Annotated in this window: 20 protein-coding genes; 10 read left to right on the plus strand and 10 right to left on the minus strand. The window is 65.1% G+C overall.

The window, feature by feature from the left end:
* Position 1: 1 nt before the first annotated feature.
* Together AC3WN8_RS00575 and AC3WN8_RS00580 are read right to left on the minus strand one after the other, a co-directional pair.
* Positions 2-988, minus strand: a complete 987-nt coding sequence (locus AC3WN8_RS00575; RefSeq protein WP_492667413.1) for an SPFH domain-containing protein — start codon at positions 986-988, stop codon at positions 2-4.
* Between the two features lie 82 nt (positions 989-1,070).
* Positions 1,071-2,105 carry a M28 family peptidase gene (locus tag AC3WN8_RS00580; RefSeq protein ID WP_492667414.1) on the minus strand — a complete coding sequence of 345 codons (1,035 nt, stop codon included), beginning with the start codon at positions 2,103-2,105 and terminating at the stop codon, positions 1,071-1,073.
* 197 nt (positions 2,106-2,302) lie between these two features.
* Between AC3WN8_RS00580 and AC3WN8_RS00585 the strand changes: the two genes are divergently transcribed.
* The gene (locus tag AC3WN8_RS00585) at positions 2,303-4,018 is read left to right on the plus strand and encodes a DEAD/DEAH box helicase (RefSeq protein WP_492667415.1); all 1,716 of its coding nucleotides are present in this window, start codon (positions 2,303-2,305) and stop codon (positions 4,016-4,018) included.
* Between the two features lie 56 nt (positions 4,019-4,074).
* On the opposite strand, the gene AC3WN8_RS00590 is transcribed toward AC3WN8_RS00585, so the two are convergent.
* From AC3WN8_RS00590 to AC3WN8_RS00600, 3 genes are all read right to left on the minus strand, one after another.
* Positions 4,075-4,839: a class I SAM-dependent methyltransferase gene (locus tag AC3WN8_RS00590; protein WP_492667416.1), complete on the minus strand. Its 765-nt coding sequence runs from the start codon at positions 4,837-4,839 to the stop codon at positions 4,075-4,077.
* 118 nt (positions 4,840-4,957) lie between these two features.
* Entirely contained in the window at positions 4,958-5,293 is a 336-nt protein-coding gene (locus tag AC3WN8_RS00595) for a hypothetical protein (RefSeq protein WP_492667417.1), read from the minus strand.
* A gap of 23 nt (positions 5,294-5,316) precedes the next feature.
* Entirely contained in the window at positions 5,317-5,715 is a 399-nt protein-coding gene (locus AC3WN8_RS00600) for a group III truncated hemoglobin (protein WP_492667560.1), read from the minus strand.
* Between the two features lie 104 nt (positions 5,716-5,819).
* On the opposite strand from AC3WN8_RS00600, the gene AC3WN8_RS00605 reads away from it, so the two are divergent.
* The gene (locus AC3WN8_RS00605) at positions 5,820-6,236 is read left to right on the plus strand and encodes an Rrf2 family transcriptional regulator (protein ID WP_492667418.1); all 417 of its coding nucleotides are present in this window, start codon (positions 5,820-5,822) and stop codon (positions 6,234-6,236) included.
* A 7-nt stretch (positions 6,237-6,243) separates the two neighbouring features.
* On the opposite strand, the gene AC3WN8_RS00610 is transcribed toward AC3WN8_RS00605, so the two are convergent.
* Entirely contained in the window at positions 6,244-6,675 is a 432-nt protein-coding gene (locus AC3WN8_RS00610; RefSeq protein WP_492667419.1) for a Ros/MucR family transcriptional regulator, read from the minus strand.
* 103 nt (positions 6,676-6,778) lie between these two features.
* Between AC3WN8_RS00610 and AC3WN8_RS00615 the strand changes: the two genes are divergently transcribed.
* Entirely contained in the window at positions 6,779-6,985 is a 207-nt protein-coding gene (locus tag AC3WN8_RS00615; protein WP_492667420.1) for a DUF5818 domain-containing protein, read from the plus strand.
* Positions 6,986-7,048: 63 nt separating this feature from the next.
* The gene (gene dinB, locus AC3WN8_RS00620; protein WP_492667561.1) at positions 7,049-8,089 is read left to right on the plus strand and encodes a DNA polymerase IV; all 1,041 of its coding nucleotides are present in this window, start codon (positions 7,049-7,051) and stop codon (positions 8,087-8,089) included.
* Between the two features lie 51 nt (positions 8,090-8,140).
* Here dinB and AC3WN8_RS00625 read toward each other — a convergent pair whose 3' ends face one another.
* Both AC3WN8_RS00625 and AC3WN8_RS00630 read right to left on the minus strand, forming a co-directional pair.
* Entirely contained in the window at positions 8,141-8,353 is a 213-nt protein-coding gene (locus AC3WN8_RS00625; protein ID WP_492667421.1) for a helix-turn-helix transcriptional regulator, read from the minus strand.
* Entirely contained in the window at positions 8,353-8,775 is a 423-nt protein-coding gene (locus tag AC3WN8_RS00630; protein ID WP_492667422.1) for a DUF2178 domain-containing protein, read from the minus strand. Before AC3WN8_RS00630 ends, AC3WN8_RS00625 begins: the two co-directional genes overlap by 1 nt.
* Before the next feature lie 125 nt (positions 8,776-8,900).
* Between AC3WN8_RS00630 and panB the strand changes: the two genes are divergently transcribed.
* The 6 genes from panB (at position 8,901) to AC3WN8_RS00660 (ending at position 14,861) form a co-directional block, all read left to right on the plus strand.
* Positions 8,901-9,761, plus strand: a complete 861-nt coding sequence (gene panB / locus AC3WN8_RS00635) for a 3-methyl-2-oxobutanoate hydroxymethyltransferase (RefSeq protein WP_492667423.1) — start codon at positions 8,901-8,903, stop codon at positions 9,759-9,761.
* 82 nt (positions 9,762-9,843) lie between these two features.
* Entirely contained in the window at positions 9,844-10,542 is a 699-nt protein-coding gene (locus AC3WN8_RS00640) for a tetratricopeptide repeat protein (RefSeq protein ID WP_492667424.1), read from the plus strand.
* Positions 10,542-11,912: an outer membrane protein assembly factor BamB family protein gene (locus AC3WN8_RS00645; protein WP_492667425.1), complete on the plus strand. Its 1,371-nt coding sequence runs from the start codon at positions 10,542-10,544 to the stop codon at positions 11,910-11,912. Before AC3WN8_RS00640 ends, AC3WN8_RS00645 begins: the two co-directional genes overlap by 1 nt.
* Positions 11,913-11,977: 65 nt before the next feature.
* Positions 11,978-13,330 (plus strand): ribosome biogenesis GTPase Der, encoded by a 1,353-nt coding sequence (gene der / locus AC3WN8_RS00650; protein WP_492667426.1) that lies wholly within the window; start codon positions 11,978-11,980, stop codon positions 13,328-13,330.
* Positions 13,331-13,523: 193 nt separating this feature from the next.
* Positions 13,524-13,958 carry an Hpt domain-containing protein gene (locus tag AC3WN8_RS00655; RefSeq protein ID WP_492667427.1) on the plus strand — a complete coding sequence of 145 codons (435 nt, stop codon included), beginning with the start codon at positions 13,524-13,526 and terminating at the stop codon, positions 13,956-13,958.
* Between the two features lie 105 nt (positions 13,959-14,063).
* Positions 14,064-14,861: an alpha/beta hydrolase gene (locus tag AC3WN8_RS00660; RefSeq protein ID WP_492667428.1), complete on the plus strand. Its 798-nt coding sequence runs from the start codon at positions 14,064-14,066 to the stop codon at positions 14,859-14,861.
* Between the two features lie 152 nt (positions 14,862-15,013).
* Here AC3WN8_RS00660 and bfr read toward each other — a convergent pair whose 3' ends face one another.
* Together bfr and AC3WN8_RS00670 are read right to left on the minus strand one after the other, a co-directional pair.
* A complete protein-coding gene (gene bfr, locus AC3WN8_RS00665; RefSeq protein WP_492667429.1) occupies positions 15,014-15,496 on the minus strand; it encodes a bacterioferritin in 483 nt (160 codons plus the stop codon).
* 98 nt (positions 15,497-15,594) lie between these two features.
* Positions 15,595-15,768, minus strand: a complete 174-nt coding sequence (locus AC3WN8_RS00670) for a (2Fe-2S)-binding protein (RefSeq protein ID WP_492667430.1) — start codon at positions 15,766-15,768, stop codon at positions 15,595-15,597.
* Positions 15,769-15,830: the final 62 nt, after the last annotated feature.

Raw genomic sequence — 15,830 nt, forward strand, 5'->3', positions numbered from 1 at the left:
GTCAGCGGATCCGGCCCAGCAACTCCGCCTTTTTCGCGTCGAACTCCGCCTGTGTGATCGCGCCGATGGTCAGCAGCTTGTGCAGCTTCTCGACCAGTGCGAACGGATCCTCGGCGGGAGCGGACGGCTGCGCCGCGCCGCCGAGTGCGCCGGCCATGGTCTGCCCGATCGCGAGCCCCGCCGCGGCGCCGGCGCCGATGCCCGCCATGCCGCCCGGCTGCGCCGCCGCGACCTCGATCGCTTCGGCCGCCTGGAATTTGGCATAGCGGTCGAGATCTCCGAGCACGCGCATCGAGCTGGACTTGTCGAGATGCTTCTGCACTTCCTCGGGCAAGGACAGGCTTTCGACGAAGAAGCTGCCGACCTTCAGGCCCCATTGCTCGAACGAAGGCGTCACGGCGGCCTTGAGTGCGTCGGAAAAGGCGGTCTGGCTGGCGGCGAGATCGAGGAACGGCGTACCGCTGCCGCCCAGGCCGGTCGCGATCGCCGTCGCGATCGCGGCGCGTAGCTGCGGCTCGACATCGGCGACGGTCATCCGCTCGAGCGTACCGACCAGCTTGTGCATGAAGGCGGCGACATTCTCGACGCGGAAGGAATAGCTGCCGAAGGCGCGGATACGCAGCGGCCCCAGTTCGGGATCGCGCAGCGTCACCGGCTGGGCGGTGCCCCATTTCAGATTGATCTGTTCCTTCTGCGAAAAGAAATAGACGTCCGACTTGAACGGCGATTTGAAGGCCTTGTCCCAATTTGCGAGCGCGGTCAGGATCGGCAGCGTCGAGGTTTCGAGCGTGTAGAGGCCGGGGCCGAACATGTCGGCGATCGTGCCCTCATTGTAGAAGGCGGCAACCTGCCCCTCGCGCACCGTCAATTGCGCGCCGTTCTGGATCTCGCGATCCTGCATCGGATAGCGCCAGGCGAGCAGACCCGGCTCTTCCACCCAGTCGATGACGTCGACAAATTGTTTCGACAGAAAATCAAGCACGCCCATGTCGATCCCTTTCAAGGTTCGTCATGATAATAAGGCCGCCCCGCGCCCTGAAAAGGGGAATCGGTGTGTCGGCCCATGGCGACTATGGAATGCGCGTCGCGCGGCGACGGATCACCTGCTCCAATCCCGAGACGACACGGGCGAGACGGTCGTAGTCGAGCTTGTCCGGCGTGTCGGCGGTGCTGTGATAATGGGGATAGCGGAAGGGCGCGGTGTCGGTGACCATCAGCGCGGGGATACCCTGTTCGGCGAACGACCAATGGTCGGACCAGTCGATGCCCTGGACGAAACCGGGCGCGGTTCCGCCGACGCTGGGGAAGGGGGCGACGTCGCGGAAGGATCGCACCATGTCGCGCACGAATGCGCGTGAAGACGTCAATCCGACAAAGGCGACGAAATCGCCCTTGCTCGGATAGAGGAGATCGAGCGGCGGCGGATAATGCTGGCTGTTCGCCCGATCGCTGTAGAAGCCCAGCGTCTCGAGCGAGATCATGCCCGCCACGCGCTCTCCCGATCGCTTCAGGTGCCGGGCATAGACCAGGCTGCCCATGTACCGGCTCTTGAAATAGGGCGGCTCCTCATTGACGAACAGCACCAGCCGGATCCGGATCGCCGAACGGCCGCGCAAATCCGCGAGCAGCCTGGCCAGTTCGATGACGGCGGCCGTCCCACTGCCATTGTCGTTCGCGCCGGGCGCGTCGAGATGGCTGTCATAATGGGCGCCGATCACCAATGTCCCGGCATCGGTCGTGGCCGGTTCGATCACCACCTCGATATTGCGGGCCTGCTGTGTCCCGACCGCAAAGGTCTGGCGATGGACGACATGGCCCTGGCTGGCCAATGCGCGTTCGATATGGAGTGCCGCCTGTTCGAGTGCCGCGGGATGGCGGAGATTATGGGGGGTGCTCGCCACGGCACGGACATGATCGCGCAGCCGGCCGGCGAGGTCGGTCTGCGCTGCGGTCATCGCGGGCAGTGGCCCTCCATATGATTGACCGGGCACCGCGGTCATCCAGCGCAAGGCGGCGACGGGCGTTGCGAAAACGGCGAGGATCGCGAGCAGGATCCCGGCCTTGATCCAGCGATCGCCGCTGGTTGTCGTCCATTCAGAGGACATTGCCGGACTCCGACGATCGGGCCGATCGCGCCCGATCCCCTCCTATCGGATGCGCGCATCTGCGCCAATCGCGCCGTGACCATTGTCTGAACCGGGCCGGCGCGCTAAGGGCGGCGTGTCGCGAGCGCTGTAGAGCCCAAATGTGCGGCACTGGTGATGACGCGGACCATAGCCCTACCGCGCGAGCATGAGAGACCATGAGCTTCGAAAATCTTCCCGCGCTCCTTTCGGAGGCGCTTACCGCCCGTGGTTATGCCGCGCCCACCCCTGTCCAGGCCGCCGTGCTCGAACCGGAGGCGGACGGGCGTGACCTGATCGTCTCCGCACAGACCGGATCGGGCAAGACCGTCGCCTTCGGCCTCGCCATGGCACCGCAGATGCTCGGCGAAGACGGCAGGGCGCCGCAGGCCGGCGCACCGCGCGCGCTGATCATCGCGCCGACGCGCGAACTGGCGCTGCAGGTCAGCCGCGAACTGATCTGGCTGTACGGCAAGGCGGGCGCGTGGATCGCCACCTGTGTCGGCGGCATGGATGCCTCGAAGGAACGGCGCAACCTGTCGAACGGCGCGCATATCGTGGTGGGTACACCGGGCCGCCTGCGCGACCATCTCGAACGCGGCGCGCTCGACCTGTCCGCCATCTCGGTCGCCGTGCTCGACGAGGCGGACGAGATGCTCGACATGGGGTTCCGCGAGGATCTCGAGGAACTGCTCGACGCGACGCCGAATGCGCGCCGGACCCTGCTTTTCTCCGCGACCATGCCCAAGCCGATCGTGGCGCTGGCCAAGCGCTATCAGCGCGATGCGTTGCGCATCTCCACCGTCGGCGCCGATCGCGGCCATGGCGACATTGCCTATCAGGCGATGGCCGTCGCCCCGTCGGACATCGAGAATGCCGTGGTCAATCTGCTGCGTTATCACGAGGCGGAGACGGCGATGCTGTTCTGCGCCACCCGCGACAATGTCCGCCATCTCCACGCCAGCCTGACCGAGCGCGGCTTCGACGTCGTCGCGCTGTCGGGCGAGCATAGCCAGAGCGAGCGCAACCATGCGTTGCAGGCGCTGCGCGATCGCCGTGCGCGTGTCTGCGTCGCGACCGACGTCGCGGCGCGCGGCATCGATCTGCCGACCCTGTCGCTCGTCATCCATGTCGAGATTCCCCGTGACGCCGAGACGCTGCAGCACCGTTCGGGGCGGACGGGGCGCGCGGGCAAGAAGGGGACAGCGATCGTGATCGTGCCCTATCCGCGGCGCAAGCGTGTCGATTCGATGCTGCGCGGTGCGCGGATCGAAGCCGAGTGGATCAATGCGCCGACCGCAGCCGACATCCGCACTGCCGACCGGGCACGGTTGCTCGAGACCTTGCTCCAGCCGGTCGAGGCCGATGACGAGGATCGCGAAGTCGCGCAGAAGCTGCTCGCCGAGCGTTCGCCCGAGGATATCGCGGCGGCGCTCGTCCGCGTCCACCGCGCGCGCATGCCACAGCCCGAGGAACTGGTCGACGCCAGCGCCGGTCCGCCGCGCAGCGACGGTCCGCGTCCGGGCTTCGAGGATACGGTGTGGTTCCGCATGGATGTCGGCCGCCGTCACAATGCCGATGCGCGCTGGCTGCTGCCTTTGCTCTGCCGCCGCGGCCACATCACCCGTGGCGAAGTCGGTGCGATTCGCATCGCCGCCAACGAGACTCTGGTCGAAGTGCAGCGCGCGGTTGCGGCGCGCTTCGCCGACGCCGTCAAGCGGACGGCGGGCGACGGCGACGACGGCGCGATGGTCAAGATCGAGGCGGTCCATGGCAGCCCGCGCGAAGAGGCCAAGCGCAACCGCGCCGAACTGACGCCCGTTCGCCATGCGCCCAAGCCGTTCCGCAAGGGGCCGGGCTACAAGCCGAAGGGCGGATCACGCCCGGGGCGGTGATCTGAAACTACCCCTGTCGCTCCAGCGAAAGCTGAAGCGACAGGGGTTGGTTTCTACTATCTCGGCTTACGGAAGCGGTAGAGAAGCCGGTCGGTCTTGCCGCGCACTGCCGGATCGAAGACCAGCTTGTTATGGTCGTCGGCGGGATTGGCGAGCAGCGGGCTTTCCGCTTCCAGCACGAAACCGGCGGCCTTGAAATCGGCCTTTACCGTCGCCGGATCGATCCGGTGGAGCTTGTCGACCACCGCGCGGGTGTCGCCGGCGGGGCCGACATGGTCGACGATCCCGACCACGCCGCCCGGTTTCGTCGCCGCGTAAAGCGTCTTGAGGAATGCGGCCGGGTCTGTGCGCGGAATCTTGTACTTGGCCGATTCCCAATAGAGATCGTGATAGCTCAGATTGATGATCACGAAATCGAAGCGGCCGGGCGGTGAGGCGAACGCCTCGAACGGATAGCGGACGAACTTCACGTCGGGCCGGCGGGCGACCAGCGCGTCCCATTTCTTCGATTCCTCGGGCGTGGCGTAGAACTGGTCGGGCTCGAATGCGGTGACCTTGCCCTTGGGGCCGATCGCATTGGCGATGATTTCCGCCCAATAGCCCGATCCGGTCATGATATCGGCGGCGGACATGCCCTGTTTCAGCCCCAGAAAGGCCAGCACTTCGGCGGGTTTGCGGCTGGCGTCGAGCGCGATCGCCTCGGCGGGGCGGCCCGGTTTCGCGACCGCGGCGGCGAGATCGGGTTTGGCGGGAGCGGCCAGTACAGGGCCGGATACGCAGAGTGCCGCGCCGGCAAGCGCGGTCAGGATGATGGAACGCATGGTCTGTTCCCCTTGGTTGCGTATCGGGGATCATGCGCCTGCCGCGCGGCAGGCTCAATGCCGGCGATTGTCGGCGGTCGAAGCGGGGCGGGGGTTCATCGAAAGACCGGGCACTGCTCTACGTGCCCGGCTTGGTGTCATGATCGGCGGGCAAGGCGGGAAGCGCGTCCGGATCGGTCTCCGGCTGCTGCCCCGGGCGGGTCGCGTTGGTCACCTGCTCGTCATGGCCGCTCTTGTCGCTGAAGAATGCGGCGGCGAACAGGCCGCAGCCCAGCAGCACCGAAAAGAAGACGCCCGCGATCGTCGCCACGACCATATGGACCGTCAGCGGACCGAACAGCGACAGATACCAGAGCGCCCCGGCGGTCATGACGATGCCGGCGACGCCGATCAGCTTCATCATCCGCCGGAAATCGGCATTGGCCCGATCCCGCTTGTTCGATGCCGGTTGCATGGTCATTCCCTTTCGATGGGCAATCAGCCGGTTGCCCGATGCGGCGCCGGATCGAGCCTGAAGAACAAGGCGAGCTGGAGGCTCTCGGCGATGCGCGCCGCCTTGGCCTGAAGCGCGGCGGCGGCGGTGCGCGGCATATGCGCATCGGTGGTTTCGGCCCAGAGCGCCAGCCAGCGCTCGAACATGGCGGGAGTGATCATGCTGCGGTGCGCGAGATGCGCGCGCACCGGATTGCCCTTGTAGCGGCCGGTGGTCAGCATCACCGAGGACCAGAAAGCGGTGAGCGTCTCGAGATGCGCCGGCCAGTCATGGACCGCGCCGTCGAACACCGGGCCGATCAAGGGATCGCGCCGCACGCTATCGTAGAATAGGGGAATCAGCCGGCCCAGCGCGCTTTCATCGATTTCCGCCGCTTCGATCATCATCGACTCGCTTAAACATGTATTGACAGTGCATGTATAAGCCTGCTTCTAAAGATGCAAGGAGGATACATGTATAAGGTCGGGATGCCGATGACGGAGCCGGGATGCGCCTGACGCGCTACACCGATTATGCGATGCGCGTGCTGCTTTACCTCGGCGCGCGGCCCGAGGCGCTGTGCTCGATCGCCGAAGTGTCGCGCGCCTATGGCATCTCGCAGAACCATCTGATGAAGGTCGTCAACGATCTGGCGCGCGAGGGCTATGTGGCGAGCGTGCGCGGCCGATCGGGCGGCATCCGGCTCGGCCGGCCGGCCGGCGAGATCAATGTCGGCGCGGTGGTGCGCCATACCGAGGATGGTTTCGACCTGGTCGATTGCGGCGGCTGCGTGATCGCGCCCGCCTGTGGCCTGACCGGCGCGCTGGACGAAGCGCTGGCCGCCTTCATGCGCGTGCTCGACGGCTATACGCTGGCGGATCTGCTCGCCAGGCGCGGGGATCTGCGCGGCCTGTTCGCCGCCTGATCCGGGATCAGCGCGTCTTCTTGCGAACCGGCTTTTTCGCTGGACGTTTGCCCAGGCCGATGGCGAGCGCCAGGTTGCGGCGTTGTTCGGTGTAGCTGGGCGCGACCATCGGATAATCGGCCGGCAGGTTCCAGCGGGCGCGATATTGGTCCGGGGTGAGATTGTGGTGCGACATCAGGTGACGCTTCAGCGTCCGCATCTTCAGCCCGTCTTCCAGGCAGATCAGGTGATCGGGCTTGACCGATGCACGGATCGAGACCTTGGGGACGAGCGGTTCCTCCTCGGGCACTTCGGTCACGGCGCTCAGCCCGGCAAGGGCGGCATGGACGTTCGCGATCACCGCCGGAAGATCGGAGACCGCGACCTTGTTGTTGGAGACATGCGCGGCGACGATATCCGCGGTCAGAGCAAGCAAGTTCTCGTCGCGTTCGTCGGCCATTCCAAACTTCCTCCAAATCGGATGTAAAATGGTGGCGCAGCTTTGGCGACAACGCAAGCTTTTGGGGCTGGCGGGAACGCCGCGCACAGCATAGAGCCGCGCCATGACCGGGATCGGCACCAGAATCGATGAAATGGGAACGCTGCTGCGCGAAGGCAGCGGGTTCGCGCTGCGGCGCGATCTTGGCGGGCGCTGGATGCTCGACATGCATCGCGTGCCGGTGGACCATGTCGAGAAGCGCGTCCGCATCACCGGCGTGGTCGTTGCCGAAGGGCTGATCGACGTCGACGGCGTGACGTCGGAGGCATAGCCCCCGCCGCGGCTTGGCTCTAAAGTCCGGACAGTGGCCGAACGGAAGATCATCCATATCGACATGGACGCCTTTTTCGCGTCGGTGGAGCAGCGTGACGACCCGAAGCTGCGTGGCCGGCCGCTCGCGGTGGGCAGTGCGGGCGGGCGCGGCGTCGTTGCCGCTGCGAGCTACGAGGCGCGCAAGTTCGGCGTGCGGTCGGCGATGCCGTCGGTCACCGCGATCCGCCGTTGTCCCGAATTGACCTTCGTGCCGCCGCGCTTCGACGTGTATCGCGCGGTCTCGCATCAGGTGCGCGCCATCTTCGCCGACTATACCGATCTGATCGAACCGCTTTCGCTCGACGAAGCCTATCTCGACGTCACCGAGGATCGTCGCGGGCTCGGCTCGGCGACGGCAACGGCCGAGGACATTCGCCGTCGCATTCGCGAAGAGACCGAACTGACGGCATCGGCAGGCGTGTCCTATAACAAGTTCGTGGCCAAACTGGCGTCGGACCAGAACAAGCCCGACGGCCTGTGTGTCATCACGCCCGAAATGGGGCCGGCCTTCGTCGCGGCTCTTCCGGTCTCGCGGTTTCGTGGCGTCGGGCCGGTGACCGCCGCGAAGATGGAACGGCTCGGCATCCGCACCGGCGCCGATCTGCGCGACTGCGGCATCGAATTCCTCGTCCGCCATTTCGGCAGCAGCGCCGATTATTTCCATCTTGCCGCGCAGGGCATCGACAATCGCCCGGTCATGCCTGACCGCCCGCTCAAATCGGTCGGCGCCGAGACGACCTTTGCGAACGACCTGATGGATCCGCCGGCGGTGCAGGCCGCGCTTGGCGAGATATTGGAGTCGCTGGCGCGGCGGATCGAGCGGTCCGGTGCGCGGGGACGGACGGTGACGCTCAAGGTCCGCTATGCCGATTTTCGCTCGATGACGCGCTCGCGCACGCTGGCGGGCGCGACCGGGGATCTCGACATGATCGAGACGCTGGCGCGCGGGTTGGTCGATGACCTCCCCGCGATCCTGCCGGGCATCCGGCTGCTCGGCGTCACTTTGTCCAACATTGTTGAGGAGGATGCGGAGGGACCGGCCCAGCCGGCGCTGCCGCTTTAGAGACCTCTTTTCTTCTCCCGTTCACGGGGGGAGGGGAGGTGCTGCCGTTTCTTACACTTCCCAGCCGAACACCTCGTTCAGTGGCTTGCCGAAGATATCGGCGATGCGGAACGCGGTTTCGAGCGAGGGGGAGTATTTGCCCTGTTCGATCGCCGCGATGGTCTGTCGCGTCACGCCGACGCGTTCGCCGAGTTCGGCCTGCGTCATCTCGCCCGCCAGGAAGCGGAGGGTCCGGATCGTGTTGGTGATGCGCTTCTTCGCCATCACCAGACCCGCCGATAGCCGCGTATCTCGATCGTGCAGCGCACCAGCTCGGCGATCACGATCGCGCCGAGTATGGCATTGACCAGCACGGTCTGACCCAGGCCGAGGAGCAATGTCGCCAACGCCAGGAACAGCGTTGGGATCAGCACGGCATAGGCGATCGACGATGCGCGCCGTGCGATCTCGCGATCGCGTTCGTCGCTCGGCCGTTCCGCGTCGCGGACATTGCTCAGCGCGATCAGGATGCTGCCGATCGTCATGCCGATGGTGAGCAGGATCACCACCGCGATGAACAATCCCGCGCTGGCGGGGCCGAGCAGCCAGGGTTGATTGCCCAGCATCGCGAGCATGAAGAAATAGGGGCCAAAGGCGAGCGCCAGTCCGCCAAGCGTCAGCCACGCGATTTTTTCCCGAAACGCCATTCGACGGCCCTCAAATGTTCGATATCCTATCCACTGTGTTAGGTATTTATAACATTGAGTCAAGAATGATTGACTTGCATACGGCTTCGCTGGCGATGCGCCGCGCGGGCGGTTAGAGGGGCGTCATGTCCACGACCTATCAGCTCGACACTTCCACCAGCCGCGCGCATCCGACGCCGACGCCGATGAAGCGCATGACCGTGCCGCAGATCCAGGCACGCAAGGGCAAGGAGCCCGTCGTCATGCTCACCGCCTATACGGCGCGCATGGCGCAGATCCTCGATCATCATTGCGACATGCTGCTGGTCGGCGACAGCCTGGGCCAGGTGATCTACGGGCTGCCCACCACGCTTGGCGTGACGCTCGACATGATGTGCGCGCACGGCGCGGCGGTCGTGCGCGGCAGCTATCATTCGGTGGTGGTGATCGACATGCCGTTCGGCAGCTACGAAGCGAGCCCGGAACAGGCCTTTGCCTCGGCGGCGCGAATCATGGCCGAAACCGGCGCGGCGGCGGTGAAGCTCGAAGGCGGCGAGGCGATGGCGCCGACGGTCGCTTTCCTGACGGCGCGCGGCATTCCGGTGGTCGGCCATATCGGCCTGACTCCCCAGGCGGTGAATGCGCTTGGCGGCTATGGCGCGCGCGGCCGCACCAATGCCGAACATGCCAAGATCATCGCCGATGCGCGCGCGATCGCCGAGGCCGGCGCCTTTTCGATGGTGGTCGAAGGCGTGATCGAGCCGCTCGCCAAGGCCGTGACGGCCGAGGTTTCGTGCCCGGTGATCGGCATCGGCGCATCGGCCGAATGCGACGGCCAGGTGCTGGTGATCGACGATATGCTCGGCATGTTCGAACGCACCGCCCGTTTCGTGAAGCGTTATGACGATCTTGCCGAGCGGATCGACGCCGCGGCGGGCCGTTATGCGGAGGAAGTTCGCGCGCGCGTCTTCCCGGGGCCGGAGCAGACGTACCAGCCCAAGCCCTGAGAGCGCTTCCCCTTTGACGGAAAGCGCACTAGGGTCCGCCGAATTTTTCGTGCCTGACCATCAAGATTAAGCGGAGTCCCAAGTGGCATCCACGCCCCCGACCAGTGAAGCCTTTCTGCGTGAAGTGGACGAAGAACTCCGTCGCGACCAGATCGCGACCGTATGGCAGCGCTGGGGCCGCTGGATGCTCGTCGGCCTGGTCGTGGCGCTTGCCGCGTTCGGCGCATGGCTGTGGTGGGAGCATGAGCAGACCAAGAAGGCCGAAGCCGATGGCGAGGCGGTGACGAAGATCTTCACCGACATGTCGGAAGGCCGCGCGCAGGACGCCGAGAAGAAGCTCAAGCCCTTCACCGAAAGCGACATCGCCGCCTATCGCGCCGCCGCCAAGCTCGCGACCGCGAGCCTGAGGCTGACCGCGAACGATGCCAAGAGCGCGATCGCCGGCTACAAGGCGGTGGCCGAGGATGAGAGCCTGGCCAAGCCCTATCGCGATCTGGCGTTGATCCGCTGGACCGCCACCGAATATGACACGCTGAAACCGCAGGATGTGGTGACGCGCCTGAAGCCGCTTGCCGTCAAGGGGAATCCCTGGTTCGGCAGCGCGGGCGAAATGGTCGCCGTCGCTTATCTCAACCTCAACAAGCCCGATCTTGCCGGTCCGCTCTTCGGAGAGATTGCGCGTGACGAGGCCGTGCCCGAGACCATCCGTCAACGCGCGGTTCAGATGGCCGGGCTATTGGGTGTGGATGCGGTCGCTCAGCCGGACGGAGAGAAGAAATAATGAAGTTTTTGCGGAGTGTTGCGCTGGCGGGTTCGCTGGCGGCGCTTTTGAGCGGGTGCGGCGTGTTCAAGGGCGGCGATACCAAGCCCAAGACCCCGACGATCGGAAAGCGTGTTCCGGTGCTGACGTCCGAGAGCGGTGTCGAGGTCGATCCGTCGATCGCGGACGTGGCGGTGGTCCTGCCGCCGGCGGTCGCCAATGCCGAATGGAGCCAGCCGGGCGGCAATGCTTCCAAGTCGATGGGGCATCTGGGGCTCGGCGAGAGCCTGAGCCAGGTCTGGTCGGCCGAGATTGCGGGCGCGAGCAAATATGAGCGGCTCGGCTCGGCACCGATCGTCGCCGGCGGCAAGCTGTTCGTGGTCGATACCCGTGCCAAGCTCACCGCGTTCGATGCGGCAACGGGCGCCAAGGCGTGGGAAGCCCAGATCGGCGATCCCAAGGACGTGGCGGGCGGCCTCAGCCTGTGGAGCGGCGAGATGACCGGCAATTCCGGTTCGCTGTTCGGCGGCGGCGCCAGCTATGACGACGGCAAGGTCTTCGCGACCAACGGCATCGGCGACATCGTCGCCTTCAATGCCCAGACCGGCGAGCAGATCTGGAAGAAGCGTCCGGGCGGCCCGCTGCGCGGCGCACCCGGCGTCGGCAACGGCAATGTCTATGCGATGAGCCAGGACAACCAGATCTATGCGCTGCGCACGAGCGACGGCAACCAGGAATGGTCGCGTTCGGGCACGCTCGAAACCGCCGGCATCTTCGGCATCGCGACGCCCGCGGTGGCGCAGGGCACGGTGATCGCCGGCTATTCGTCGGGCGAACTGTCGGCCTATCGTTACGAAAATGGCCAGGAAGTGTGGCAGGACGCACTGGCGCGCACCAGCATCTCGACTGCGGTCGCGACGCTGAGCGACGTCGATGCCGATCCGGTCATCGACCAGGGCCGCGTGTTCGCGGTGGGACTGGGCGGCCGCATGGTTTCGCTCGAGCTCGTCACCGGCCAGCGTTTGTGGGAACTCAACGTTGCCGGCATCGCGACCCCCTGGGTGGTCGGCGAATGGCTGTTCGTCGTCACCGACGAAGCCAAATTGCTCTGCATCTCGCGCATCAACGGCAAGGTCCGCTGGAGCAGCCAGCTTCCCCGCTATCGCGACGAAAAGGACAAGAAGGGCCCGATGTTCTGGCAGGGGCCGGTGCTGGCGGGCAATCGCCTGGTGCTGACCAGCACCAATGGCGACATGCTCCACGCGTCGCCGACCGACGGCAGCGTGCAGAGCAAGACCGATCTCGGCCGGCCGGTTTATCTGCCGCCGATCGTGGCCGGGAACATGCTCTACGTGCTCGACAATAGCGGGCGGATCACCGCCTGGAAGTGATGCTGGACCCCTCCCTGTGAAAGGGAGGGGTTTAGTCTCGGCGTTTTAGCGCCTATCGCGCTCAAATGCCCAAGCACATTCCCACCGTCGCCATTGTCGGCCGACCCAATGTCGGCAAGTCGACGCTCTTCAACCGGTTGGTCGGCAAGAAGATCGCGCTGGTCGACGATCGTCCCGGCGTGACCCGCGATCGCCGTGAAGGCGACGCGCAACTCTTCGATCTCGAATTCCGGATCATCGACACCGCCGGCTTCGAGGAGGACGATCCCCAGACGCTGCCCGGCCGGATGCGCGCGCAGACCGAAGCGGCGGTGGCGGGTGCCGACGTCGCGCTGTTCATGATCGATTCGCGCGCCGGCATTGTGCCGCTCGACGCCGAGATCGGCCGCTGGCTGCGCGGCGGCGACACGCCGGTGGTGCTGGTCGCCAACAAGGCGGAGGGCCGCGCGGGCAATGACGGTGTGCTCGAATCGCTCGAACTGGGCTTTGGCGATCCGGTCGAACTGAGCGCCGAACATGGCGAGGGCATGGTCGAGCTGTTCGAGGCATTGCTGCCGCATGTCGACAGCGATGACGAAGCCGATGATGAGGACGAGGACGATGCGGAGGATGGTCCGCTCAAGCTTGCCGTGGTCGGTCGCCCCAATGCCGGCAAGTCGACGCTGATCAACCGAATCCTCGGCGAGGAACGGCTGATCACCGGGCCGGAGGCCGGCATCACGCGCGATTCGATCGCGATCGACCTGATGTGGAACGATCGTCCGTTGCGGCTGATCGACACGGCCGGCATGCGCAAGCGCGCCAAGGTGCAGGACAAGCTTGAGAAACTATCGGTGGCCGACGCCTTGCGCGCGGTCGATTTCGCCGAAGTGGTCGTGCTGCTGCTCGACGCGACGCTGGGGCTGGAGGTACAGGATCTCAAGATCGCCGATCGCGTGCTCGAGGAAGGGCGCGCATTGGTGATCGCACTCAACAAATGGGACGTCGCCGAAAATCCGAGCAGCCTGTTCCAGGGCGTGCGCAAGGCGCTGGACGAAGGCCTGGCGCAGGCGCGCGGCGTGCCGATGATCGCGGTCTCGGCGGCGACGGGCAAGGGGCTGGACCAGCTCATCCAGGCGGCCTTCGAAACGCGCGACGCGTGGAGCCAGCGTGTTTCGACCGGCCAGCTCAATCGCTGGTTCGAGCGCGCGGTGATTGCCAATCCGCCGCCGGCGCCGGGCGGCAAGCGCATCAAGCTGCGCTATATCACCCAGGCCAAGACCCGGCCGCCCGGCTTCATCCTGTTCGGCACGCGCGTCGACCAGCTGCCCGAAAGCTATCGCCGCTACCTGGTCAACGGTATCCGCAAGGAACTGGGCTTTGGCGCGGTGCCGGTGCGGTTGACGCTGCGCGCGCCCAAAAATCCGTTCGATCGTTAGAGTCCATTGTTTGCCGTGATTTAGCTTTGCTGGCCTACGGCTCCGAGCCGGCAGGTGAGTCCACCTGCCTCGAAATCACTCTAGGCGGGCAAATTTCTCGATACGGTCGCGATGCCGTCAATGACCTGTTTACCGCCTTGCGGATAGGTTCGGCTTGCGGGGTTGGGAGCCGGTTTTGCAGGAGCATGCAATAGTGACCGAGGCTGAGGAATTCCTGGTCGATTGGCCAGCCTTCTTCGCTGCGCGCCAGGAATTGGGCGCGGACTTCATCCGGATTCTCGGCTATTTCCGAGAGGACGGGACCAAGTCCGTTGCGGCGATCGAGACGGCGACGCGTGCCCGCGACGCGGTGGGGCTGGTCCTGCCCGCGCATACACTGAAGGGCGAAGCGCGGCAGTTCGGCGCCGAGCCGCTCGCCGATGTCGCCGAGGCGATCGAGGCGGTCGCGCGCCGCTGCGTCGAGACCCACGAGGAACCCGACGAGGTGATCGAGCAGGTCGTGAAGCTGCGGCCGATGTTCGAAGCGACGCTCGCGGCCTTCGAGAAAGAGTGCAATCCGCTCGTCGAACGCAAGCCCGGCTTCGGTCGCAAGATCGAGGCGAACAATCAGGGTTTCGGCCGAATCTGAGGCAGTCTTACGCCTGCTGAATGCCCGCTTTCCACCATTCGCAAGGCGCTTTACGCTGACCGAGCCCATGGGGGAGGCGCACGCACGGTTATGTGGCTGAAACTGGTGAGCTTGCTGGCCGCGCCATTCGCGCTCTACGCGGCCGTCCTCGCTTATGCCTTCTTCGCGCAATCGGGCATGCTCTTTCCGGTGAGCAATGTTCCGCCGTCGCCACCCATGCCGCCATCGGCCGAACGGCTGGAAATCCCCGATGGGGCCGGCGTTACCCTGGTCGGCACGCATTTGCCGCCGCGCGAGCCGGGGGCGGCGCGATTCGTGATTCTCGGTTTTGGCGGCAATGGCTGGAATGCCGATTCCGCCGCGCTGACGCTGCGCGACCTGTACCCCGCGGCCGACATCGTCACTTTTCATTTTCGGGGTTATCCACCCAGCGGAGGGACGCCGGGCACCGATGCTTTCGTCGCGGATGCCCGCGTCATCTACGACCATGTCCGCAAGCGCTTGGGGCAGATGCCGATCGTCGCGGTCGGCTTCAGCATCGGCGGTGGCGTCGCCATATCGCTTGCGGCGGCGCGCCCGCTCGACGGGCTGATCCTGGTCACGCCCTTCGATTCACTCGCCAATGTGGCGGCGGGCCATTTCCCCTGGCTGCCGGTGAGGCCCTTGATGCGCCACCGGCTTGATCCGGCCGTCGATATCCGCAGCGTGCGGAGTCCGGTCGCGACGATCGTCGCCGGCAACGACACGCTGATCCCACCAGCCCATGCCCGAGCGCTCGAACGCGCAGTGCCGAATCTCGTGATGGCGGAAACGCTGCCGGGCGGGGGCCATAACAGCGTCTACGATCATCCGCGCTTTCGCGCGGTGATGCGCGATGCGCTGGCGCGGATATTGGCGCGCTGATACTGGCCTTTTGTCATTCCCGCGAACGCGGGAATCCAGCTTCTTCTTCCTTCGGAAGCCTCTCGGAAAAGCTGGATTCCCGCGTTCGCGGGAATGACACAGATGATGTCCGATCTCTTCGGATCAGACCTCACAATCCGAACCGTCGCCCCTCAATCCTCTTCGGTGGGCTTGGACTGGAGCTGGATGTAATTCTGCAGCCCCATACGCTTGATCATGTCGAACTGCTTCTCCAGCACATCGACATGGTCTTCCTCATTTTCGAGGATGTCGGCGAGCAGGTCGCGGCTGACATAGTCGCGCACTGTCTCGCAATGGGCGATGCCGTCCTTGAGCAGCGGAATGGCTTCATTCTCAAGCGCGAGATCGGCTTCGAGGATCTCCTCCACCGTCTCGCCGATCTTGAGGCGGCCGAGCAGCTGGAAATTGGGCAGGCCGTCGAGGAACAGGATGCGCTCCGCCAGCTTGTCGGCATGCTTCATCTCGTCGATCGATTCATGGCGCTCGAAATGCGCGAGCCGGGCGATGCCCCAATTGTCGAGCAGGCGATAATGCAGCCAATATTGGTTGACCGCGGTCAGCTCGTTCTTGAGCGCCTCATTCAGATATTCGATGACTTTGGTATCGCCCTTCACGGCACAGCTCCTTGTAACACGGGCATGATCATACCCGGCGAGAAGCCCAAAGTCAGTGAAAAAATGGCGGATTTCTGCGGTTTTTTAGCGCGCTATTGTCAGGCAGTCGCAAGCTCGGACTTGATAATGCTTTGCGCAAACGGGACACATTGGCCGCAACGCGTCCGCCGGCCGAGCGCCGCATAGGCGCTGCACGCATTGTTTGCGCCGCCGTTTCGCACGGTCTCGCGCAGTTCCTTCTCACGGATCGCGTTACAGATGCAGACGACCAAGGCGAATCCCTCCGGCTGATGCGAATCGGGATAGAGCTAATGATAATGGATCGCAATATAGA

Source organism: Sphingobium sp. FW305-3-2-15-F-TSA7, from assembly GCF_058787155.1.

Coding starts and splice junctions, on each gene's coding strand:
- AC3WN8_RS00605 (WP_492667418.1), top strand. CDS start 5,820: ATGCGCCTGACGCGCTACACCGATTATGCGATGCGCGTGCTGCTTTAC.
- AC3WN8_RS00585 (WP_492667415.1), top strand. CDS start 2,303: ATGAGCTTCGAAAATCTTCCCGCGCTCCTTTCGGAGGCGCTTACCGCC.
- AC3WN8_RS00630 (WP_492667422.1), bottom strand. CDS start 8,775: ATGGCGTTTCGGGAAAAAATCGCGTGGCTGACGCTTGGCGGACTGGCG.
- AC3WN8_RS00645 (WP_492667425.1), top strand. CDS start 10,542: ATGAAGTTTTTGCGGAGTGTTGCGCTGGCGGGTTCGCTGGCGGCGCTT.
- AC3WN8_RS00580 (WP_492667414.1), bottom strand. CDS start 2,105: ATGTCCTCTGAATGGACGACAACCAGCGGCGATCGCTGGATCAAGGCC.
- der (WP_492667426.1), top strand. CDS start 11,978: ATGCCCAAGCACATTCCCACCGTCGCCATTGTCGGCCGACCCAATGTC.
- AC3WN8_RS00615 (WP_492667420.1), top strand. CDS start 6,779: ATGACCGGGATCGGCACCAGAATCGATGAAATGGGAACGCTGCTGCGC.
- AC3WN8_RS00600 (WP_492667560.1), bottom strand. CDS start 5,715: ATGATCGAAGCGGCGGAAATCGATGAAAGCGCGCTGGGCCGGCTGATT.
- AC3WN8_RS00610 (WP_492667419.1), bottom strand. CDS start 6,675: ATGGCCGACGAACGCGACGAGAACTTGCTTGCTCTGACCGCGGATATC.
- AC3WN8_RS00575 (WP_492667413.1), bottom strand. CDS start 988: ATGGGCGTGCTTGATTTTCTGTCGAAACAATTTGTCGACGTCATCGAC.
- AC3WN8_RS00625 (WP_492667421.1), bottom strand. CDS start 8,353: ATGGCGAAGAAGCGCATCACCAACACGATCCGGACCCTCCGCTTCCTG.
- dinB (WP_492667561.1), top strand. CDS start 7,049: ATGGACGCCTTTTTCGCGTCGGTGGAGCAGCGTGACGACCCGAAGCTG.
- AC3WN8_RS00595 (WP_492667417.1), bottom strand. CDS start 5,293: ATGCAACCGGCATCGAACAAGCGGGATCGGGCCAATGCCGATTTCCGG.
- AC3WN8_RS00590 (WP_492667416.1), bottom strand. CDS start 4,839: ATGCGTTCCATCATCCTGACCGCGCTTGCCGGCGCGGCACTCTGCGTA.
- panB (WP_492667423.1), top strand. CDS start 8,901: ATGTCCACGACCTATCAGCTCGACACTTCCACCAGCCGCGCGCATCCG.